The sequence below is a fragment of the Cupriavidus sp. 86D6 genome, from assembly GCF_057815095.1.
Window position 1 is genome coordinate 339,298 of sequence record NZ_JBYPSB010000005.1, and the last position, 21,246, is coordinate 360,543.

20 protein-coding genes and 2 pseudogenes are annotated in these 21,246 nt (G+C 68.8%); 12 read left to right on the forward strand and 10 right to left on the reverse strand.

Going from position 1 to position 21,246, the window contains the following annotated elements; translation table 11 throughout:
- Nucleotides 1-83 precede the first annotated feature (83 nt).
- Complete coding sequence (locus AC3G88_RS14950) at nt 84-869, forward strand: GntR family transcriptional regulator (RefSeq protein WP_488771974.1); 786 nt, start codon at nt 84-86, stop codon at nt 867-869.
- Here AC3G88_RS14950 and AC3G88_RS14955 read toward each other — a convergent pair whose 3' ends face one another.
- On the reverse strand, nt 870-1,436 hold the full coding sequence (locus AC3G88_RS14955; RefSeq protein WP_488771973.1) for a helix-turn-helix domain-containing protein: 567 nt from the start codon (nt 1,434-1,436) through the stop codon (nt 870-872).
- A 152-nt stretch (nt 1,437-1,588) separates the two neighbouring features.
- On the opposite strand from AC3G88_RS14955, the gene AC3G88_RS14960 reads away from it, so the two are divergent.
- Genes AC3G88_RS14960 through AC3G88_RS14970 form a run of 3 tightly spaced genes read left to right on the forward strand, consistent with a single transcriptional unit; the run spans nt 1,589 to nt 4,741 of the window.
- The gene (locus AC3G88_RS14960) at nt 1,589-2,962 is read left to right on the forward strand and encodes an LLM class flavin-dependent oxidoreductase (RefSeq protein ID WP_488771972.1); all 1,374 of its coding nucleotides are present in this window, start codon (nt 1,589-1,591) and stop codon (nt 2,960-2,962) included.
- An 11-nt stretch (nt 2,963-2,973) separates the two neighbouring features.
- Nucleotides 2,974-3,477, forward strand: a complete 504-nt coding sequence (locus AC3G88_RS14965; RefSeq protein WP_488771971.1) for a flavin reductase — start codon at nt 2,974-2,976, stop codon at nt 3,475-3,477.
- 1 nt (nt 3,478) lies between these two features.
- Nucleotides 3,479-4,741: an MFS transporter gene (locus AC3G88_RS14970; protein WP_488771970.1), complete on the forward strand. Its 1,263-nt coding sequence runs from the start codon at nt 3,479-3,481 to the stop codon at nt 4,739-4,741.
- Between the two features lie 94 nt (nt 4,742-4,835).
- Here the strand turns inward: AC3G88_RS14970 and AC3G88_RS14975 are convergent, their stop codons facing one another.
- The 3 genes from AC3G88_RS14975 to AC3G88_RS14985 all read right to left on the reverse strand — a co-directional run bounded on the left by AC3G88_RS14975 (nt 4,836) and on the right by AC3G88_RS14985 (nt 7,551).
- The gene (locus tag AC3G88_RS14975; protein ID WP_488893465.1) at nt 4,836-5,891 is read right to left on the reverse strand and encodes a porin; all 1,056 of its coding nucleotides are present in this window, start codon (nt 5,889-5,891) and stop codon (nt 4,836-4,838) included.
- Nucleotides 5,892-6,094: 203 nt separating this feature from the next.
- Nucleotides 6,095-6,892: an ABC transporter permease gene (locus tag AC3G88_RS14980; RefSeq protein WP_488771967.1), complete on the reverse strand. Its 798-nt coding sequence runs from the start codon at nt 6,890-6,892 to the stop codon at nt 6,095-6,097.
- The gene (locus AC3G88_RS14985) at nt 6,889-7,551 is read right to left on the reverse strand and encodes an ABC transporter ATP-binding protein (protein WP_488771966.1); all 663 of its coding nucleotides are present in this window, start codon (nt 7,549-7,551) and stop codon (nt 6,889-6,891) included. Before AC3G88_RS14985 ends, AC3G88_RS14980 begins: the two co-directional genes overlap by 4 nt.
- Before the next feature lie 365 nt (nt 7,552-7,916).
- Between AC3G88_RS14985 and AC3G88_RS14990 the strand changes: the two genes are divergently transcribed.
- Both AC3G88_RS14990 and AC3G88_RS14995 read left to right on the forward strand, forming a co-directional pair.
- Nucleotides 7,917-8,096, forward strand: a complete 180-nt coding sequence (locus tag AC3G88_RS14990) for a CsbD family protein (RefSeq protein ID WP_092598271.1) — start codon at nt 7,917-7,919, stop codon at nt 8,094-8,096.
- 218 nt (nt 8,097-8,314) lie between these two features.
- Nucleotides 8,315-9,220 carry an EamA family transporter gene (locus AC3G88_RS14995; RefSeq protein WP_488771965.1) on the forward strand — a complete coding sequence of 302 codons (906 nt, stop codon included), beginning with the start codon at nt 8,315-8,317 and terminating at the stop codon, nt 9,218-9,220.
- Here the strand turns inward: AC3G88_RS14995 and AC3G88_RS15000 are convergent.
- The 5 genes from AC3G88_RS15000 to AC3G88_RS15020 all read right to left on the reverse strand — a co-directional run bounded on the left by AC3G88_RS15000 (nt 9,144) and on the right by AC3G88_RS15020 (nt 15,567).
- Complete coding sequence (locus AC3G88_RS15000; protein ID WP_488772364.1) at nt 9,144-10,556, reverse strand: FAD-binding oxidoreductase; 1,413 nt, start codon at nt 10,554-10,556, stop codon at nt 9,144-9,146. The genes AC3G88_RS14995 and AC3G88_RS15000 overlap by 77 nt on opposite strands.
- Before the next feature lie 72 nt (nt 10,557-10,628).
- Entirely contained in the window at nt 10,629-11,432 is an 804-nt protein-coding gene (gene hpaI / locus AC3G88_RS15005) for a 4-hydroxy-2-oxoheptanedioate aldolase (protein ID WP_488771964.1), read from the reverse strand.
- A gap of 49 nt (nt 11,433-11,481) precedes the next feature.
- Entirely contained in the window at nt 11,482-12,951 is a 1,470-nt protein-coding gene (locus tag AC3G88_RS15010; protein ID WP_488771963.1) for an NAD-dependent succinate-semialdehyde dehydrogenase, read from the reverse strand.
- 45 nt (nt 12,952-12,996) lie between these two features.
- Nucleotides 12,997-14,520, reverse strand: a complete 1,524-nt coding sequence (locus tag AC3G88_RS15015) for a UxaA family hydrolase (protein WP_488771962.1) — start codon at nt 14,518-14,520, stop codon at nt 12,997-12,999.
- Nucleotides 14,521-14,541: 21 nt separating this feature from the next.
- Nucleotides 14,542-15,567, reverse strand: coding sequence for a tripartite tricarboxylate transporter substrate binding protein (locus AC3G88_RS15020; RefSeq protein ID WP_488771961.1), 1,026 nt, complete (start codon nt 15,565-15,567; stop codon nt 14,542-14,544).
- Nucleotides 15,568-15,712: 145 nt separating this feature from the next.
- Between AC3G88_RS15020 and AC3G88_RS15025 the strand changes: the two genes are divergently transcribed.
- The 3 genes from AC3G88_RS15025 (at nt 15,713) to AC3G88_RS15035 (ending at nt 19,076) form a co-directional block, all read left to right on the forward strand.
- Complete coding sequence (locus AC3G88_RS15025) at nt 15,713-16,735, forward strand: LysR substrate-binding domain-containing protein (RefSeq protein ID WP_488771960.1); 1,023 nt, start codon at nt 15,713-15,715, stop codon at nt 16,733-16,735.
- Entirely contained in the window at nt 16,732-17,997 is a 1,266-nt protein-coding gene (locus AC3G88_RS15030) for an NAD(P)/FAD-dependent oxidoreductase (RefSeq protein WP_488771959.1), read from the forward strand. Before AC3G88_RS15025 ends, AC3G88_RS15030 begins: the two co-directional genes overlap by 4 nt.
- Before the next feature lie 326 nt (nt 17,998-18,323).
- A complete protein-coding gene (locus AC3G88_RS15035) occupies nt 18,324-19,076 on the forward strand; it encodes an SDR family NAD(P)-dependent oxidoreductase (RefSeq protein WP_488771958.1) in 753 nt (250 codons plus the stop codon).
- 19 nt (nt 19,077-19,095) lie between these two features.
- On the opposite strand, the pseudogene AC3G88_RS15040 reads toward AC3G88_RS15035, so the two are convergent.
- Nucleotides 19,096-19,248, reverse strand: a pseudogene (locus AC3G88_RS15040) (L-rhamnonate dehydratase); the annotation flags it as partial.
- On the opposite strand from AC3G88_RS15040, the pseudogene AC3G88_RS15045 reads away from it, so the two are divergent.
- The 3 genes and pseudogenes from AC3G88_RS15045 to AC3G88_RS15055 form a co-directional block, all read left to right on the forward strand.
- Nucleotides 19,245-19,394: pseudogene (locus AC3G88_RS15045) on the forward strand (L-rhamnonate dehydratase); the annotation flags it as partial. The pseudogenes AC3G88_RS15040 and AC3G88_RS15045 overlap by 4 nt on opposite strands.
- 220 nt (nt 19,395-19,614) lie before the next feature.
- Complete coding sequence (locus AC3G88_RS15050; RefSeq protein ID WP_488772363.1) at nt 19,615-20,475, forward strand: sensor histidine kinase; 861 nt, start codon at nt 19,615-19,617, stop codon at nt 20,473-20,475.
- Nucleotides 20,472-21,233 (forward strand): LytR/AlgR family response regulator transcription factor, encoded by a 762-nt coding sequence (locus tag AC3G88_RS15055; RefSeq protein ID WP_488771957.1) that lies wholly within the window; start codon nt 20,472-20,474, stop codon nt 21,231-21,233. Before AC3G88_RS15050 ends, AC3G88_RS15055 begins: the two co-directional genes overlap by 4 nt.
- Nucleotides 21,234-21,246: the final 13 nt, after the last annotated feature.

Genomic DNA, 21,246 nt, shown 5'->3' on the forward strand with positions numbered 1-21,246 from the left:
TTGCCTGACCGGGGCGGCACGCGTACCGTGGCGGCATCGCCCGCAGTTCCCGGCCCACCTGCCTGATTGCCGCCTCCCGCCCGATGCTCGATGCCCACGCCCCGCTGACCTCGCTGCCGCGTTTCCAGCAGGTTCGCCTGATCCTGCGCGAGCGCATTCGCGGCGGCCACTACGCAGCCGGCCTGCCGCTGCCCGGCGAACGCCAGCTGGCCGAGGAGTTCGGCGTGGCGCGCGTGACCGTGCGGTCGGCCCTGGCGCGATTGCAAGAAGAAGGCCTGGTGATACGGTTGCGCGGCAAGGGCACGGTGCCGACCGCGCGCAACGTGCCGCAGGCCGGGACCGCCGTGCAGACCGTGCGAGGCGGCCTGCTCGACAACATCGTCAGCGTCAGCATGCGTACGCGCGTGCAGGTGCTGGAATGGAAGCGCATGGCGGCGCCCGTCGCCGTCAGCGCCGCACTGGACTTGCCGCCTGGCGCACCCGTGCTCAAGGTGGTGCGGGTGCGCAAGTTCAAGGCGCAGCCCATTTCCTATACCGAAGTGTTCGTGCCCGACGATCTGGCGGCGGCGCTGGACCGCCATACGCTGCAGGACACGCCGATGCTGGTGGCGCTGGCGCAGCACGGCGTCGAAGTGGTCTCGGCCGAGCAGACGCTGGGTGCCGCCGTGGCCGACCTGGACGTGGCCCGCATCTTCCGCATCGCGCCCGGCGTGCCGTTGCTGCGCGTGTCGCGCGTGGCATCCGACGCGAACGGCCGCCCGGTGCAGTTCCTGGTCGGGCTCTACCACCCCGAACGCTATACCTACCAGATGCGGCTGACGCGCGCGGGGGCGTCGACGCGCGTGTGGATCGACGCCGACCAGCCCTGATCAGCGGCGCACCAGCGCCACCACGTAGACGCAGGCGTCCGGGCCGGGATTGATGAACGTGCAGGGCGCGGGCGGCCCCAGCTGCAGGCAGTCGCCGGCGCCGAGCGTGTGCGCCAGCTCGCCTTCCTCGAAGACCAGCGTGCCATCGAGCACCCAGATCTGCTGATGCTGGAACGTGAAGGCCGACGATGGGTACGATACCCGCGCGTGGCCGGGCAGCGTCACCTCCACCAGTTCAAGCATGCCGCCATTGCGCGGCGATACCGCACGGCGCGTGTAGCCCGTTTCCGGGTCCTGCCACACCGGCTGTTCGGCGGCGCGGCTGAGGCGTTCGCCAGCCTGCTCGGCCAGCGCCAGCAGCATCGACAGTTGCAGCCCGAACGCGCCTGACAGGCGTCCCAGCACGGTAGCCGTGGGGCTGGCCTCACCACGTTCGATCTTGCTGATCATCGCCTTGGACACCCCGGAGCGGTCCGCCAGCTCCGCCAGCGACCAGCCGCGCGACTCGCGCTCGATGCGCACGCGGGCGGAAATGGCGGTGGTGGGGTCGTCGGGCAGGCGGCTCATGGTGGCGAAGGCGCTGGGAAGGTGGTCCGATTATAGAAGCGGCGTTGCATGGCGCGGGTTAACCCTCTGGCTGAAATCCTCACGATGATGCTCATTTGTCCACTATAGTGGATGAAGACCAGACCTGCCCCTTTCCCCTTCTGAGCCGCCCCATGCCCCGTGAAATCCGCCTGAACGCTTTCGACATGCACTGTGTGGGCCACATCCAGCAGGGCCTGTGGACCCACCCGCGCGACCAGTCGCACCGATACGCCGAACTTCAGTACTGGATCGACTACGCGAAGACGCTGGAGCGCGGCCTGTTCGACGGCATCTTCTTTGCCGACGTGGTGGGCGTCTACGACGTCTATGGCGCCAGCCCCGACGCCGCATTGCGCGGCGCGGTGCAGGTGCCGGTCAACGACCCGACGCTGGTGATACCGGCCATGGCGGCCGTGACCCGGCACCTGGGCTTTGGCGTGACCGCCAACCTGACCTACGAGCAGCCGTTCCTGTTTGCGCGCCGCATGTCCACGCTGGATCACCTGACCGGCGGGCGCATCGGCTGGAACATCGTCACGGGCTATCTGGACAGCGCGGCGCGGGCCATCGGCATCGATGGCCAGGTGGCCCACGACGACCGCTACGACCTGGCTGACGAGTACATGGCGCTGGTCTACAAGCTCTGGGAAGGCAGTTGGGACGACGGCGCCGTGGTGGCCGACCGCACGGCCGGGGTCTATGCCGATCCCGAAAAAGTGCGCGTGATCCATCATCGCGGCCCGCAGTACAAGGTGGATGCGATGCACCTGTGCGCGCCGTCGCCGCAGCGCACGCCGGTGCTGTACCAGGCCGGGTCGTCGACGCGGGGCCGCCGCTTTGCCGCCACGCACGCCGAGTGCGTGTTCGTGAACGGGCAGAAGAAGGAGGGCGTGAAGGAAATCGTCGACGACATCCGCGCGCAGGCCGTGCAGCTGGGCCGGCAGGCCGACGACGTGAAGGTGTTTCTGGGTGCCACGCTGGTGGTCGGGCGCACCGACGCCGAGGCGCGCGACAAGTTCGAGGAATACCGTCGCTACGTCAGTTCCGAGGCCGCGCTGGTGCACGCGGCGGCGTCGCTGGGTATCGACTTCTCGCGCTACGACCTGGACGAGCCGATCGATACGGGCAAGAGCCAGGCCATCGTGTCGAACGTGGAAGCCATGACGCGCAGTGCGGGCCCGCAATGGACGCGCCGCAAGCTGCTGGAACAGATGGTGCTGGGCAGCCGCCAGCCGCCGTGGGTGGGCGCGGCCGACCATGTGGCAGACCTGCTGATGGCCTGGAGCGAGGAGACCGGCGTGGACGGCTTCAACCTGTCGCGCACGGTGGTGCCGGAGTGCTTCGAGGACGTGATCGACCTGGTGGTGCCGCTGCTGCAGGAGCGCGGCGCCTACAAGACCGCGTACCAGCCGGGCACCTATCGCGACAAGCTGTTCGGCACGGCCCGCTTGCCAGCCACCCACGCGGCGGCGCAATATCGCGGAACCGGCGCCAATCCGGTATAGACAGACGCATCATGGTAGACAAGACAACGTTTCGCGACGCGATGGCGGGCCTGGGTGCCGCCGTCAACGTGATCACCACGGACGGCGTGGCCGGCCTGGCCGGCTGCACGGCGTCCGCCGTCTGTCCGGTTACCGATGATCCGCCCACCGTGCTGGTCTGCATCAACCGCTCCAGCCGCAACAACGCCGCCATCCGCCAGAACGGCCGGCTCTGCGTGAATGTGCTGGCCGCCGGGCAGCGCGACGTGGCCATGCGCTTCGCCGACAGGGACCTGTCGCTGGACGAGCGGTTTGCCTGCGCCGAGTGGCGGCAACTGGCCACGGGCGCGCCGGTGCTGCATGGCGCCATCAGCGCGCTCGATTGCGAGATCACGTCGGTAACCGAAGTGGGCACGCATACGGTGTTCTTCTGCGCCGTCAAGGCCGCGCAAAGCGCCAGCGGCCAGGCGGGCCTGATCTACTTCGGGCGCGACTTCCATCCCGTGGGCACCGTCGCACACCCGGCGGCCGTCTGAGATGACAGCACCCACTTCGGCGGCCGCGCCGGTGCGGCAGCGCCAGCGCGGCAAGCTGTTCTCGATCGCCATCCTGCTGCTGGCCGAAGTGGCGGCGATGGGCGTGTGGTTCTCTGCCAGCACCGCCGTGGCGCTGATCCAGCGCACCGAGGCCATTTCGGCGTTCGACGAGGCGCTGCTGACCAGTGCCGTGCAGTTCGGCTTTGTCGCCGGTACGCTGATGTCGGCGCTGCTGTCCTTGCCGGACCGCTACGACCTGCGCCGGCTGTTCGCCGGCTCGGCCCTGGTGGCGGCGCTGGCCACGGGCATGCTCGCGTTCATCGCGCCCACGGGCGGCGCGGTGGTGGCGTTGCGTTTTATCACCGGCATGTGCATGGCCGGGGTCTATCCGGTGGGCATGCGGCTGGCGGCAACCTGGGCGCGCGCTGACCTGGGCCTGCTGATCGGGTTGCTGGTGGGGGCGCTGACGCTCGGGTCGGCCAGCCCGCATCTGGTGGCCGCGTGGCTGACGCCCGCTGCGGGCGGCGGCCCCGACTGGCGCACGATCTACGCCGTGGCGGCGGCCTGCGCGGCCGGCGCGGCGCTGCTGATTGGCATGGCGGCGATCGGCCCCAATCTCCGGAAGGCCGCACGCATCGACCCGACCAAGATCGCGCAGGCCTGGCGCCAGCCCGCAGTGCGCCTGGCCAACCTGGGCTATCTGGGCCATATGTGGGAGCTTTACGCGATGTGGGCGTGGCTGGCGCTGTTCCTGCAGCAGACGTTTGCCGCACGCGGCATGGCCGATGCGCGGGGGCGGGCGGAACTGCTGACCTTCGCTGCGATTGCCGTTGGCGCGCTGGGTGCCTGGGCGGGCGGATGGCTGGCCGACCGCGTGGGCCGCACGGCCGTCACCATCGGGGCCATGGCCATCAGCGCAAGCTGCGCGGCGCTGATGGGCTGGCTCGATACGGCTCCGATGGCGGTGCTGGTGACGGTGGCGCTGGTCTGGGGCGTGTCGGTCATCGCCGATTCCGCCCAGTTCTCGGCCAGCGTGACCGAACTGGCCGAACCGTCATCGATCGGCACGCTGCTGACGGCGCAGACATGCGCCGGCTTCCTGCTGACGCTGGCCAGCATCCACCTCGTGCCCGATGTGGTCGAATGGCTGGGCTGGCGAGCCGGCTTCGGCATGCTGGCCATCGGTCCGGCACTTGGCTGCGTGGCGATGTGGCGACTGCGCGGGCATCCCGATGCGCGGAAGCTGGCAGGTGGCCGGCGCTGAGTTGCCGGCACGTCCGCGGGCGGTTTTTCGATCAAGCCGACATAAAAAAGCCCGGCGCGCGGCCGGGCAAATCGGAAAGTGTCTTGCGGCGGGGTCAGAAGCGGTGGCGTACCCCCACCATCGCGCCGAACTGGCTGTCGCCTGCCCGGATGTTGTCCGCGCTCAGGCTGGCGCGCGACGCAACGCCCTTGCTGGTGCGGTTCCACGCGTAGCCCAGGTCCAGGTAGGCGCTGGTGCGCTTGGAGAACGCGTAGTCGGCCGTGGCGACGAAGACGACCGGGTCGGCGCTGGTCTCGGCATAGTCGTTGTAGTACACCGCGCCCTTCAGCATCAGTGCCGGTGTGGCCTGGTAGCCCAGTCCCATCCAGTAGATGTTGCTGTGCTTGAAGGCCGCGCCCGCGCCGCTCAGGTTTTCCCACCGATAGCCAGCAAAGACCTTGGCCGGGCCGAAGGCATAGCTGCCGGCCACGGACGCGCGCTGGTCCTTGATATCGGTGTCGGGCTGGCGCAGGTCGTACACCAGGCCGACGTCGAGCGGGCCCGTCGTGTAGCGCAGGCTGGCGGCGTACTCGCGGCCCTTCTTGTAGTTGCCCGGCACCTCGCCGCTGCCGAAGCCCAACGGGGCGCTGTTGTCATAGCCGAAGCTGTAGAGCGCCGCCGCCGTCAGGCCGCCGAACGTGCCCTTGTACTGGATGGCGTTGTCGGCCCGGCTGGCCATGAACGGGTCCAGATTGACGATCGAGTATTGCGAGGTGGCGGCCATCGGGTCGAACGCCAGCGTGAAGTCGTAGATCGGCGTCTGCTGGCGGCCCAGCATCAGGGCCCCGAACCGGCCCTGCAGGCCCACGAATGCCTGCCGGTTGAAGAGACGGCTACTGGCCGATGTGCCGGTGTCCAGGTTGAAGCCGCTCTCCAGCACAAACACGCCCTTGAGACCGCCGCCCAGGTCTTCCGTGCCGCGCATGCCCCACCAGGAGCCGGTGGTGATGCCGTTGCCGGACTGCATGCGCACGTTGCTGTGGTCGCCGGCGGTGCGGTTCAGGTATTCCACGCCGACGTCGGCCACGCCATACAGGGTGACGCTCGACTGCGCCTGAGCGCCGGCGGCAAACATCGTGATTGCAGCAGCCGCTGCCAGTTTCAGTTTCATGCCTTGTTCTCCAGGTTGGGAAGGAATCCGCAATGATCGGAAGGCATGAATTTTTCGGCTTTGATTTGGCTCGCTTCTTCGTCACTCTGAATGAGATTTTTCTCATTCGAGATGAGACTGTTGCACGGAAATGCGTCACTACATGGCAGTTCTACGAAGTGCCATGTCAATGGTGTCAGGGCTGTTGCAGTTGGGGTGGCGGTTCAGGCCGCGTGCAGACGGTCCAGGCGCAGGCGGTGGCGCTCGTCGGTCAGGCGCCATACGGCCAGCCAGCCAGCTACCACCACGGCCAGCAGGCTGCCGCCGGCCAGCAGGAACATCAGCAGGATCTGATAGCGTGCGGCGTCCATTGCGTCCATGCCGGCCAGGATCTGGCCGGTCATGATGCCCGGCAGCGTGATGATGCCCGCTGCCGCCATCGTATTGATCGTCGGCAGCAGTCCGCCGCGCACCGCCTGCCGCAGGATCGGACGCAAGGCGGCATGGCGGTCGTCTCCCAGAGCCAGCCTGGCCTCGATGGCCTGGCGCTGGTGCCAGGCGGCGTTGAGCGTGGCGTGCAGCGTCAGGCTGGCCGCGTTCATGGCGTTACCCAGGATGATGCCGGCCAGCGGAATCGCGTGGCGTGCGTCGTACCACGGTGTGGGGCGCAGGGCGGTGAGCAGTGCCAGCACCGTGATGACCAGCGTGGGGGCGCTGACCGACGCCAGCCCGATCGACATCTGCCAGCGCGGCGCGAAGCGGCGCTCCAGCCGGCTGCCGGATTCACGCGCCGCGGCGAAGATCATCGCCGTCACCACCAGCAGCGTGAGCCATGGCGACGACAGCGCAAAGACCGCGCGCAGTACCAGGCCTACCAGCATCAGTTGCACCACCATGCGGGCCGCGGCCCAGAGCAGGGCGCGATGGATGCCCAGCGACATGGCCAGCGACAGCGCCGCGCCGGCCACGATCAGCAGGCTGGCCAGCGTCAGATCGCCCGTTGTCAGCAGGATCGGGTTCATGGGTGCAGGGGCTCCAGTCCGGACGGGCACAGACGCCAGTGCGCGTGCTGCAGGCGCGCTGCCTGTTCGGTGTTGTGGGAAACGACCAGCAATCCGACGCCCTCGGCCATGACTTCGCGCAGCACGGCTTCCACGGCCAGTGTGGTGTCGTGATCCAGCGCCGAGGTGGGCTCGTCGAGCAGCAGGAAGCGGGGGCGGCGGACGATGGCCCGCAGCAGCGCCAGCCGCTGCCGCTCTCCGGTGGACAGATGGCTGACGCGCGCGGCCAGGATGTCGTCGCGCAGGCAGAGCCGGCGCGCCAGGCGCGCGAGCCGGGTATCGGCGGTGCCGGGTGTTCCGGAGCCACGGGTCGTATCGGCGATGTCGGCCGGGCCGAGGTCGTCGAAATGGCTACGCACGTCGTCGGCCCACCAGCCCGATTCCGCCGCCACATAGATCACCTCGCGTCGCCAGGCCGGCCCGCTCAGCGCCTCGCGCGGCGTGGTGCCGATGCGTACGCTGCCGTTGCTGGGATCGAGGTCGGCAATCATGCGCAGCAGCAGGCTCTTGCCGCTGCCCGACGGGCCCGACAGCACCGTGCATTTGCCGCCCGTCACATCGAACGTATAAGGGCCGCGGCCGTGGCCGGTCAGGTCTTGGATATGCAGGTGGCCGTCCATAGGGCGGGGCGGGGGCAAGGCGGGTGGAAGGCGGAGTGCTGCAAGCGTATCGTCATTCGATGAATGGCGGATTAAGTGAGAGTGAGGCATATGGCATGACGTCAGGCGGCATCAGGTGCGATGCATGCGCAGGCCCGGCTCCAATTGTCGGCGCCGACGCGGCGTGTGCAAGGGCGAGCCGCACCGGCGCCGGGAGAACCGCATTGGCACCGTCCGACATCCTGTTGCGGCTATGTCCTACACGACAGCTCCCGTGCCCTTTCTACACTGTCCAGTAGCGCCGTTGCCTGCCGCAGCGCCCGCCAGCCGGGCCAGCGCGCGGACGCCGGACGCCCTACGAACCGACCCATCAGGAGAGTGCGATCATGAACAAGGACCAGGTGAAGGGCCGCATGAACGAGGCCAAGGGCAAGGCAAAGGAACTGGCCGGCAAGGTAACCGGCAAGACTTCCACCGAAATGAAGGGCAAGGCCCAGCAGGTGGCCGGCCGCACGCAGGCCAGCTATGGCGATACCAAGGAAGACATGAAGAAGAACCCGCGCTAGGGCCTGATCCGGCGCGAGGCAGGGGCCGCCAGCCACTGGCGGCGCCCGATCACCGTAAAGCGGGGCTGCGGCCCCGCTTTTTGCATGGTGGCCCCGATTCATGACGGGCGGTAAATGCTGTGTTCCATATCCGTCGGCTTCCGTCGGACGGTGCAGTGCTGTAATGTGCGCACATTCATCGTGTTCCTCCACCTGCACTGGTCCCAAAGGGAATCTCCATGGCCACACGCCGTTCGACAGACCTGTTGCTGACCGCGCTGGCGCCCGCCATCTGGGGCACCACGTACCTGGTGACCACCAACTGGCTGCCGGCCGGCTATCCGCTGACGGTTGCCACGCTGCGTGCGCTGCCGGCGGGTATTTTGCTCTGGTTGCTGGGGCGGCAGTTTCCGGCGCGCAGCTGGTGGGCCAGGCTGCTGGTGCTGGGCGCGCTCAATTTCTCGTTCTTCTGGGCCATGCTATTCGTCTCGGCCTACCGGCTGCCCGGCGGCGTGGCGGCCACGCTCGGTGCCATCCAGCCACTGATCGTGATCGCGCTGTCGCGTGTGTTGCTGGGATCGGCGATCCGGGTGGGCGCGATTGCCGCGGCGCTGGCCGGGCTGGCGGGCGTGGCGTTGCTGGTGCTGACCCCGAAGGCCACGCTCGATGCGGTGGGCGTGGCGGCCGGACTGGCTGGCGCAGTGTCGATGGCGCTAGGCACCGTGCTCACGCGCCGCTGGCAGCCGCCGGTGCCGGCGCTGACATTTACGGCCTGGCAACTGACGGCGGGCGGCATCCTGCTGGTGCCGTTCGCGCTATGGCTGGAGCCGCCGCTGCCCACGCCCACGCTGGCCAACGCGCTGGGCATGGCGTGGCTGACGGTGATCGGCGCGGCGCTGACCTACGTGCTGTGGTTCCGGGGCATCGCGCGGCTGGGCCCCGGCGCCGTGGCAACGCTGGGGTTCCTGAGCCCGCTCACGGCGGTGCTGATCGGCTGGATCGTGCTGGGCCAGACGCTGAGCACGGCGCAGATCGCGGGCATGGTGCTGGTGCTCGGCGGGGTCTGGCTCAGTCAGCGGGCCCAGCGATCGGTGGCAGCACCCGCCCCGGGTTCAACAGGTTCTTCGGATCGAGCGCGCGCTTGACCTGCCACATCAGCTCCAGCTCCACCTGCGACTTGTAGCGGCCCAGGTCGTCGCGCTTGGCCACGCCGATGCCGTGCTCGGCCGAGATCGAGCCGTTCTCGGCGTGGGCCAGACCATCGACCAGATCCGACACGGGCTTGTACCACTGCGCCAGGAAGTCCCTGGCATCGCGGTCTTTCGGGCGCAGCGGGTTGAAGTGGACGTTGCCGTCGCCCATATGGCCGTAGATCACCATGCGGGTGGCCGGCTCGAGCGCCAGCACCTCGGCCGACGCCTTGTCGATGAACTGCGCGATGCGCGACACCGGCACCGAGATATCGCACTTGATGCTGCCGCCGGTGCGCGTCTGGGCGTCCGAGATTTCCTCGCGGATGCGCCAGAACTGCTGCACGTCGGCCAGGCTCGACGCCACGGCGGCATCCACGACCCAGCCATTGCCGAGGCCCGATTCCAGGATTTCCATCAGCGTGCCGCCGAGGGTTTCCTCGTCGGTGCCCGATGTCAGTTCGATCAGCACCATCCAGTCATGACGCCCCGGCAGCGGCGACGGCACGTCGCCCAGGTATTCGAGCACCAGGTCCAGCGCCGGGGCCGAGATCAGTTCGAAGGCCGTGACCGCGCCGCCCGACAGCGCGCGGGCCTCGCCCAGCAGCTTGACGGCAGCCTCCGGGCCGTCCACGGCCACGAACGCCACGGCGGTGGAGCGCGGCTGCGGCATCAGCTTCAGCACCGCGCCGGTGATGATGCCGAGCGTGCCTTCGGCGCCGATGAACAGGTGCTTGAGGTCGTAGCCGGTGTTGTCCTTGCGCAGGCCCTTGAGCGACGAAAAGATGCGCCCGTCGGGCAGCACCACCTCGATGCCCAGCACCAGATCGCGCATGTTGCCGTAGCGCAGCACGGCCGTGCCGCCTGCGTTGGTCGACAGGTTGCCGCCGATCTGGCACGAGCCCTCCGAGCCGATGCGCAGCGGAAACAGGCGGCGGGCATCGTCGGCCGCGGCGCGTGCGCCGGACAGCGTCACGCCGGCTTCCACGGTCATCGTGTCGTTGACGGTGTCGATGGCCAGCACGCGGTTCATCTTCTTCAGGCTGATGACCACGGCCGTGCCGCTGTCGTCGGGCACGGCGCCGCCCATCAGTGACGTGTTGCCGCCCTGCGGGACGACGGGCACGTCGTGCTCATGGCACCAGGCCATCACGCGGCTGACCTGTTCGGTGGTGGCGGGCATGACCACCAGCGGTGACTTGCCGCGATAGATGCGGCGGTAGTCGGTCACGTACGGCTCGGTGTCGGCGTCGGCGGTCAGGCAGCCGTTGGGGCCGACGATGGCCAGCATGGCCTGCAGCAGGTCGGCTTGCAGGGCTTGAGAGGGCAGGGCTTGGGAAGGCAGCGGGGACATCCTGGATACTCAGTAGGCGGCGCCGGGCGCGGACACCTGTTGGGCGCGCTCCGGCAGGAATTCGGCGGCGAGCCTGCGCGCCGCGTTGGCGTAGACCAGCACGTCGACGCCGGTGGCCACGAAGGTGCAGCCCAGTTCCAGGTAACGACGCGCCAGCGCATTGTCTGACGTCAGCGTGCCGGCGGCCTTGCCGCTGGCGATGATCGTGCGCATGGCCGTCTCGATCTGCGCCTGCACCTCGGGGTGGCCCGGGTTGCCGCGATGACCCATCGACGCGGCCAGGTCGGCCGGGCCGATGAAGACACCATCCACGCCATCGACCGCGCAGATCGCTTCCAGATTCTGCATGGCGGTCACGGTCTCGGCCTGCACCAGCAGGCAGACCTCATCATCGGCCACGGCCAGGTAGTCCTTGCGGGCGCTCCATTGCGACACGCGCGCCACGGCGCTGCCCACGCCACGCACGCCGAACGGCGGGTAGCGCGTGGCGCGCACCAGTGCGGCGGCCTGTTCGGCGGTGTCCACCATCGGAATCAGCAGCGTACGGGCGCCGATGTCCAGCAGCTGCTTGATCAGTGCGGTCTCACCCGACACGGCGCGCACCACGGGCTGCGAGCGGTACGGGGCCAGTGCCTGCAGCGTCTGCAGGATGGTGCGCACGTCGTTGGGCGCGTGTTCGCCGTCCACCAGCAGCCAGTCGAAGCCGGCCGTGGCGCTGATTTCGGCGACGTAGGGGGTGGCGGCGGACATCCAGAGGCCGATCTGGGCCTGGCGGGCGGCCAGCGCGGCCTTGAACGGGTTATGGGCGGGCATGGGGTGTCTCCTGTCGGTGCGGGTGTCGAACGGGGTTCGATGGGCGTTGTCAGTGCAACTGGCCCTGGCACAGATACTTGGTATGCATGTAATCGTCAAGCCCGTGGCGCGATCCTTCGCGGCCGTAGCCCGATTCCTTCACGCCGCCGAACGGCGCCGCCTCGGACGCCAGCGCGCCTTCGTTGATGCCCACGATGCCGGTTTCGAGCGCCTGCGCCACGCGCCAGATGCGCCGCACGTCGTTGGAATAGAAGTAGGCGGCCAGCCCGAACGGCGTGTCGTTGGCGTCGCGGATCACTTCATCCTCGCTGGTAAAGCGGAACACAGGCGCCACGGGCCCGAAGGTTTCCTCGTGCGCCAGCGCCATCGCGGGCGTGGCGCCGGCCAGCACGGTGGGGGCGTAGTAATGCGGGCCGTCGGCGGTGCGCACGCGCTCGCCGCCCACCACCACGCGGGCGCCCTGGTCCACGGCATCGCGCACATGGCGGTCGATCTTGTCGACGGCGCGGGCGTTGATCATCGGACCGATCTGCGCGGCGGGGTCGGTAGCCGGGCCCACGTGCAGCGCACCCACGCGGGCGGCCAGCTTGCTGACGAAGGCGTCGTGGACGCCGGCCTGCACGTACACGCGGTTCGGGCACACGCAGGTCTGGCCGCCGTTGCGGAACTTGGCGGCCATCAGGCCCTCCACGGCCGCATCGAGGTCGGCATCGTCGAATACGATGAACGGGGCGTTGCCGCCGAGCTCCAGCGACAGCTTCTTGAGCGTGCCGGCCGACTCGCGGGCCAGGTGCTTGCCCACCGGCGTGGAGCCCGTGAACGTGATCTTGCGCACGCGCGCATCGGCCAGCCAGGCATCGACCACGGCGGGGGTGTTGCCGCGCGATGCGGTGACGATGTTCAACACGCCTTGCGGCAGGCCCGCGCGTTCCGCCAGGCGGACCAGCGCCAGCGCGGTCAGCGGGGTGTCTTCGGCGGGTTTGGCCACCACGGTGCAGCCGGCGGCCAGCGCGGGCGCGATCTTGCGGGCGATCATCGCCAGCGGGAAGTTCCATGGCGTGATGGCGGCTACCACGCCCACCGGCTCCTTGAGCACGATCATCTTGCGGCCCGGCACGGCCTCGGCCACCACGTCGCCGCAGATGCGCGTGGCTTCCTCGGCGAACCATTCCACGTACGACGCCCCGTAGCGCACTTCGCCCACGCTCTCGTGCATGGGCTTGCCCTGCTCGGCGGAGATGATGCGGGCCAGGTCCTGCTCGTTGGCCAGGATCAGCGCGTGCCAGCGTTTGATGATCTGGGCACGGTCGCGGGCGGTGCGGCGGCTCCAGGCCGGGAAGGCCGCCGCGGCGGCGTCGGCGGCGCGCCGGGCGTCGGCGGCATCGCTGTCGGGCACGTCGGCGATCACTGCGCCCGTGGCCGGGTCGGTCACTTCCAGGCGGGCGCGGCTGTCGCACCATTGCTGGTCGATAAAGTTCTGGCTACGAAGCAGGGTGGGGTCGGTGAGGGTGGTCAGCATGCGATGGCGGGGTCGGATGTTGGAAGCGTCTGATATGCGAGGGGCCTAGCTCACGATCCCCACGTGCCAGGGCACGAATTCGTGATCGCCCAGCCCAAGCAGCTCGCTCTTGGTGGGTTCGCCGGATGCGGCGCGCAGGATGTGTTCGAAGATCCGTTCGCCCATCTGCGCCACGCTGAGTTCGCCATCGAGCACCAGGCCGCAGTTGATGTCCATGTCTTCCTCCAGGCGGCGGAACATCGGCGAATTCGAGGCCAGCTTGATGGTCGGGGCGGGCTTCGAGCCGAACATCGAGCCGCGGCCGGTGGTGAAGCAGATCAGGTTGGCGCCGCTGGCGATCTGGCCGGTGGCGGCCACCGGGTCGTAGCCGGGGGAATCCATGAAGACCAATCCGGCGCGGTCGATCGGCTCGGCGTACTCGTACACGGCCTGCAGCGGCGTGGTGCCGCCCTTCATGGCCGAGCCCAGCGATTTCTCGAAGATGTTGGCCAGGCCACCCTGCTGGTTGCCGTGCCCCACCACGCCGTTGAACTGGGCGTTGTGTCCGGCGGTGTAGCGTTCCCACCAGGCCAGGCGATCGAGCAGCTTCTTGCCTACCTCGGGCGTCACCGCCCGGCGCGTGAGCATGAACTCCACGCCGTGGATTTCCGGGGTTTCCGACAGGATTGCGGTGCCGCCGTGGCGCACCAGGATATCCATGGCCGCACCCAGCGCCGGGTTGGCCGTGATGCCCGAGAAGCCGTCCGAGCCGCCGCATTCGAGGCCGATCTTGATATGGCTGGCGCTCACTGGCTGGCGCCGGAAGGCATTGGCGGCCGGCAGCATGGCCTCGATGGCGCGGATACCCGCCTCGATCGTGGCGCGCGTGCCGCCCGTGTCCTGCATCACCAGCGTGTGCAGGTTCTCGCCGCGGACCAGCCCTTGCGATTCCACCAGCGAAGCCACCTGGTTGCGCTCGCAGCCCAGGCCGACGATCAGCACGCCGGCCAGGTTCGGATGCCGCGCATAGCCGGCGATGGTGCGGCGCAGGAGGTCGAAGTGCTCGCTTGGCGATGACATGCCGCAGCCACTGCTCTGCGCGAATGCCACCACCCCATCGACATTGGGATAGGCGGCCAGCCGCTCCTTGGTGAAATGCGCGGCGATGTGCTTGATGACCGTGGCCGAGCAGTTCACCGACGACAGGATGCCGACGAAATTGCGCGTGCCCACGCGCCCGTCCGGCCGCACATAGCCCATGAACGTCGCGCGTTCGCGTTCCGGCACGTAGGCCACGGGGCGCACATCGGCACAGAACGCGGGATCGCGGTAGTCGTCCACGAGCCGCAGGTTATGGCTGTGCACGTGCTCGCCGGCGGCAATGTCGCGGTCGGCCACGCCGATCACGGTATCGTACTTCTTGACCTGCTCGCCGCGTGCAATCGCACGGGCGGCGATCTTGTGGCCGGCGGGCACCTGGGCGCGCACGCGCACGTCCAGATCCTCCAGGTGCTGGCCCAGCGTCAGGTCGGCGCGGGCGATCAGGACGTTGTCGTTGGCGTGCAGGCGGATGACGGGGTTCAGGGTCACGATTGACAGGATTGGGGCGGGTTAGCTCTGGGCGAGCATTTCCTTGAGTTTCAGGCGCTGGATCAGCTGCGTTTCCTGGCCGTAGACCTCGGCCACGTACTTCTTGTAGTCGGGGCCGTCCAGATACATGATCGGCGCGTCGATGCGGGCGGCCACGGTCTTGAATTCGGCGCTGGCCACGGCGGCGCGGAACGCATCGCGCAGCTTCTTTTCGATGTCGGGCGGCAGGCCCTTGGGCGCGCCGATGCCGTTGGGGGCTTCCACGACGACGTTGTAGCCCAGTTCCTTGAGCGTGGGCGTGTCCTTGAAACGCGGCGTGCGCTGCTCGCCCCAGGTGGCCAGCAGGCGCAGCTTGCCGGCTTCCACATGCGGCGCCCACGAACTGGAATCGGCCAGCAGGTCCACCTGGTTGGCCAGGACGTCCTGCAGGGCCTGCGAGCCGCCCTTGTAGGCGATGGCGTTGAATTTCACGCCCGCGGCCAGTGCGAACTGCTCCATGCCGACGTGCGTGGCGCCGCCGATGCCGGCATGTGCGTAGGTGAGCTTTCCCGGGTGCGCCTTGGCCTCGGCCACCACATCGGCCAGCGTCTTGAAGCGCGAGCCGGCCGGCACGGCGATGCCGAAGGTCTGGCCAGAGGTGCGTGCCAGGTAGGTCAGTTCGGTGCGCGGGTCCAGCTGCAGCATGCCCAGCTGCGAGAAGCGCGTGACCGAAATCGGGATCTGGCCAATGGTGTAGCCATCGGGGGTGGCGCGGGCCAGCGCCTTGGTCCCGATCATGCCCGATGCGCCGGCGCGGTTTTCCACCACGATCGACTGCTTGAGAATCCCCGACGCCACCTGGCACAGGGCCCGCATCGACTGGTCGGCCGTGCCGCCCACCGGCCAGGGGCAGATGAACGTGATGGGCCGGTCGGGATATTCTGCCGCGGCGCGTGCCATGCGCGGCACAAGCAGGCTGGCCGTGCCGGTGGCGGCAACGGCGGCGGTGGCGGCGCTGCCCAGCAGTAGCCGGCGGCGCGAAAGGCTGGCGGGAAGACCTTGCGTCATGGGGGATGTCTCCAATCTTGTTTTAGGTCGCGGACCGGCGTCGATGCCAACCCGCTCTGGGACGGATTGTGGGCGTCCCGAACATAACCATCCAATAGAAAATTGGCATTGCTTCATAACCTTCCGGTTAGGTAGACTCGCTGCCATGGCGCATATCGACCGGGCCTTCCGCTCCAATATCAAGCTTCGCCACCTGCAACTGCTGGTGGCGCTGGACGAGTTCCGGCATCTGGGCCGCACCGCCGAATTCCTGTCGGTCAGCCAGCCGGCCGTGTCCAAGGTGCTGGCCGAAGTGGAGAAAATGCTCGGGCTGACGCTGTTCACGCGCTCCACGCGCGGCACGGAGCCCACGCCGGCTGGCGAATCGCTGGTGCGCTTTGCGCGCGCCGTGCTGGCCCAGTACGACGTGACGCGCGACGAGATCGAGGCCGTGGCCAGCGGCGCGGCAGGCCGTGTGCGCGTGGGATCGATGGGCGCCACGCTGCCTGTGCTGCTGGCCCGGGCCGTGGCGCGCCTCAAGGACCGCTCGCCGCGTGCGACGGTGCTGGTCGAGGAGGGCGACCTCACGCATCTGCTGCCCCGCCTGCGGCTGTCGGAACTCGACGTGATCGTTGGCCGCCTGGAACCCAGCTACGCCGCGCCGGACCTGATCACCGACGCGCTCTACGAGGATCCGATGGTGGCCATCGTGGCCGCCGGCCACCCACTGGCGCGGCAGGCCAGCCCCGACTGGACCGACCTGGCGCGGCATCCGCTGGTGTTGCCGCCGCCGTGGGCATCGCTGCGCGTCAAGATCGAGCAGGCGTTCTTCCGCCACGGGCAGCCGCCGCCGGCCGACGTGATCGAGTCGTCGTCGTACCTGGCCGTTACCACCTTCGTGGCGCAGCGGCAGGTGGTGGGTTTCGTGGCAGGCTCCGTGGGCCGACAATGGCAGGCCGAAGGGCGCTTCCACGTGCTGGCGATGCCCGTGGAAGTGGAACTGCCGCCCGTAGGTCTCATCACGCTGCGCGACCGCCGGCTGCCGCCGAGCGTGGCCGAACTGGCCGATTGCCTGCGCGAGACGGCGCGGGACATCGACATGGCAAACAGCAGCCCCGGCAGCCCCGGCAGCCCCGGCAAGGGCGCCCGGACGCGCAAGACCGCTAAACCCGCAAGCAAGACCTCATGACAGAAACTTCCAGAACGTCCCGCCAGACCGAAGTCGTTGTGCTGGGTGCCGGCATCGTTGGCGTTGCCACGGCGCTGGCGCTGCAACAGCGCGGCCATGCCGTGTGCCTGATCGACCGCAACCCGCCGGGCCGCGAGACCTCGTACGGCAATGCCGGCATCATCCAGCGCGAGGCGGTGCAGCCGTATGCGTTTCCGCGCGCCTGGCAGGCGATCCTGCGGGTGGCGGCGCGGCGTGGCAATGACGTGCATTACCACCTGCGGGCGCTGCCGTCGCTGGTGCCGTCGCTGGCGCGCTACTGGCACGCGTCGGCGCCGGAACGCTATATGGCCACGGTCAGTGCCTACGCGGCGCTGATCCGCCACTGCATCGACGAACATGCGCCGCTGATCGAACGCGCCGGTGCCCAGGACCTGGTCCGCAAATCGGGCTGGCTGGAGGCCTACCGGACGCCGGCCGCGTTCGACGCGGCGGCCAAGGCGGCCGGCACCGTCGCGGCCGCGCACGATCTGCGCCACGCGGTGCTGGACAGCGCGGCACTGGCCGCCGCCGAGCCGGTGCTGCAGCGGCCGATGGCCGGCGCGGTGCACTGGCAGGACCCGTGGACGGTCAGCGATCCCGGCGAACTGGTGGCGCGCTACGCGGCGCTGTTCGAGCGCGAGGGGGGCGTGCTGCTGCAGGGCGACGCCGATACGCTGCGCCAGTCGGGCAGCGGCTGGACGGTGCGCACGCGCGATGGCGCGGTGCAGGCCGAACATGCCGTGATCGCGCTGGGGCCATGGGCGGCGGGGCTGACGCGCCGGCTCGACTACCGGCTGCCGCTGTTCGTCAAGCGCGGCTACCACCGCCACTACCATGTGGACGCCATGCCGGACAGGCCGCTGCTCGACGCCGAGAACGGCATCCTGCTGGCACCGATGCGCCAGGGCCTGCGGCTGACCACGGGCGCCGAGTTCGCGCATCATGAATCGCCGCCCACGCCGGTGCAGTCGGTGCGGGCGGAAATGCTGGCCGGCGATCTGGTGCGGCTGGGCCAGCCCGTGGAAGCACAGCCGTGGATGGGCGCGCGACCGTGCATTGCCGACATGCGCCCGGTGGTGGGGCGCGCGCCGCGTCATGCCAACCTGTGGTTCCACTTCGGACATGGCCACCAGGGCCTGACGCTTGGGCCCGCCACGGCGCGCCTGCTGGCCGAATTGTTCGACCGCGAAACGCCGTACGTGGACCCCACGCCGTACGATCCGCGCCGCTTCGGCCGTTAAGCTGCCGAAGCCGCCGCGGCCTTCGACTGCGCGCGCGCCTGCAGGTGGCCGACGAACGCCGTGGCCACGTCCGACAGCGCCTCGTTCTTGCGGTGTCTCCCTGGCTATTCCAGAATGGAATGGCTTGCTCTTATAAATTGATTGGAACGATATAGGCTGGCGGCTTACAGTGCAACGGACGCTTCTCACCCCACCAAAAAGACAGGAGACAAGATGAAGCTGATTCGCTACGGTGCGGCCGGCCAGGAACGGCCCGGCCTGATCGATGCCCAGGGACGCCTGCGCCAGCAGCAGCGCACCGTGGCGGCCAACGTGGGAGACCCGCAATGAACCAGCTCGACCTGAAGGGCCGCGTGGCCGTGATTACCGGCGGTGCGCAGGGCATTGGCTACGCCGTGGCCGAACGGATGCTGCGTTCGGGTGCCGTGGTGTCGCTGTGGGACGTCAACGAGGCGCAGCTGGTCAGGGCTTGCGACGCGCTGTCGAAGCTGGGCCAGGTCACCGGCGAGGTCGTGGAACTGACCGACGAGCATGCCGTCGACCAGGCCACGCAAGCCACGATCCAGAAGCTGGGGCACATCGACGCGCTGGTCAACAGCGCCGGCATCACGGGCGGCAATGCCCCCACCTGGGAACTGGACCCCGCCGTCTGGCGGCGCGTGATCGAGGTGAACCTGATCGGCAGCTACCTGACCTGCCGGTCTGTGGTGCCGCACATGATGGCCCGCAAGTTCGGGCGCATCGTCAATATCGCGTCGGTGGCCGGCAAAGAGGGCAACCCGAACGCATCCCACTACAGCGCGTCGAAGGCGGGCGTGATCGGCCTGACCAAGTCGCTCGGCAAGGAACTGGCGCAGAGTGGCGTGCTGGTGAATGCCGTGACGCCCGCGGCGGCGCGCACGCCGATCTTCGACTCGATGACCGAGCAGCACATCGCGTTCATGCTGTCGAAGATCCCGATGGGCCGCTTCCTGGAAGTGGAAGAGGCCGCGTCGATGATCGCCTGGCTGACGACCGAGGACTGCGCCTTCAGCACGGGCGCGGTGTTCGACCTGTCGGGCGGACGCGCCACCTACTGAGCGAAGTCATCTGGTCCCTGATACCGAAGCTCTGCCGGCTGCGGCGGTATTCGGGGGACTTCGCCATCGGCGCGGCGATGTGGTCGTCGATCCAGTGGCCAGCGCCCTGGTCGTGATAGTCGGCGCCCGCGCCGCGCAGCGTGAAGGCACGGACGCGCCCGATGGTGGGCATGTCAGATCGTGCCGATGTTCGATCCGCAACTGCTGGACGAGCCGGTGCCCGTCAACGGCCGGATGAAGGCGTCCGCGCTCGATGCGCCAGGGTTTGGCGTACGGCTGAACCCGGAACTGCCGCTGCACCGGCCGCATCCGAGGTAGTCCGGCGGAGATCTGCGTAGATCCGTCGCTGGCGCCGCATAGCGACGGGCGGCGCCGGATTCCTGTCGATCCGCACTTTTCCCATGTCCGCCGTGCCGGGCCGGTGGTAATCTCGCGGCAACTCCACCCCCGCCCCCGGGATTCCACCTTGCGTTCCGTCGATCCAGAACTCTGGCGTACCGCCGCCGACCAGCGCGCCTATCAGGACGCGCGCCGCCGCGTGCGGGCGCTGCGCTTCTTCTACATGCATGCGCTGGTCTATGTGGGGGTCAACGCGCTGCTGATCGTCGTCAACCTGGTGACGTCGCCCGAGCGGCCGTGGGTGCGTGCGCCGCTGATGGGCTGGGGCATCGGCCTGGCCGTGCACGGCATCATGACCTGGAGCCGTGTCGGCCTGCTGGGCAGGAGCTGGGAAGAACGCAAGATTGCCGAATTCATGGCGCGCGACCAGGTGCGCACGCTGTCCACCGAGAAACAGCTGGTGGAAGCGCAGATGCGGCTGCTGCAGGCGCAGATCGAGCCGCATTTCCTGTTCAACACGCTGGCCAACGTGGTGAGCCTGATCGAGCCCGCGCCGCAGAAGGCCACGCTGATGCTCGAACACTTCATCGCGTACCTGCGGGCATCGCTGGCGGCCAGCCGGGCCACGCAGGGCACCGTGGCGCAGGAAGCCACGCTGCTGCGCGACTACCTGGCGCTGATCAAGATTCGCATGGGCGAGCGGCTGCAGTACACGGTGGACGTCGATGGATCGCTGGACACCGTGCCGCTGGCGCCGATGCTGCTGCAGCCCGTGGTGGAAAACGCCGTCAAGCACGGGCTGGAGCCCAAGGTGGAAGGCGGCCGCCTGCTCGTGAGGCTGGAACGGCGCGGGGCACGCATGCTGGCCACGATCGAGGACGACGGCATGGGCTTCAGGCCGGGCGGCAATGCCGGGGTGGGCTTGTCCAACCTGCGCGAGCGGCTGACCGTGCTCTATGACGGCGATGCCCACGTCCGCATCGAGGACCGCGCGCCTGGCACCGCCGTGCTGATCGACATCCCGCTGCCACGCGCGCACCGGAACGGAGACCCCGCATGAAGCCCACCGCGTTGATCGCCGATGACGAGGAACACCTGCGCGCGCACCTGCGCGGCAAGCTGGCCCGGCTCTGGCCGGAGCTGGACATCGTGGCCGAAGCCGCCAACGGCCTGGAAGCGGCCGAGGCCATCGCCCGGCTGGCGCCCGCCGTGGCCTTTCTCGACATCAAGATGCCGGGCCTGTCGGGGCTGGAAGTGGCGCAGGGCATCGAGACCGACACGCGCCTGGTGTTCGTCACCGCCTACGACGAGTTCGCGCTCGACGCGTTCGAACGCGCCGCCGTCGACTATCTGGTGAAGCCAGTCACCGACGAGCGGCTGGGCCGCACCATCGAACGGCTGCGCAAGGCGTTTCAGGAGTCCGCGCCGCTGCCCGAACTGGCGCAGCTGCTGGGTCAGCTGGCGCGTGGACAGGCGCGCGCGGAAGGTGCCGGGCCGCTGCGGTGGGTGCGCGCGAGCCGGGGCAACACCACCAGCCACGTGCCGATCCAGGACGTGCTGTATTTCCAGAGCGACGACAAATACCTGGTGGTCCACACGCAGGACGGTGAACACCTGATCCGCACGCCGCTGCAGGAACTGATCGACGGACTGGACCCCGAAGTCTTCTGGCAGGTGCACCGCTCGACCATCGTCAACATGGAGCACGTGGCCGGCACGCGGCGCGACGATTCGGGGCGCCTGTTCGTGCGGATGCGCGGCGCCGACACGGAACTGCCGGTATCGCGCGCCTACGTGCACAAATTCCGGCAGATGTAGCCCCCGGGCCGGC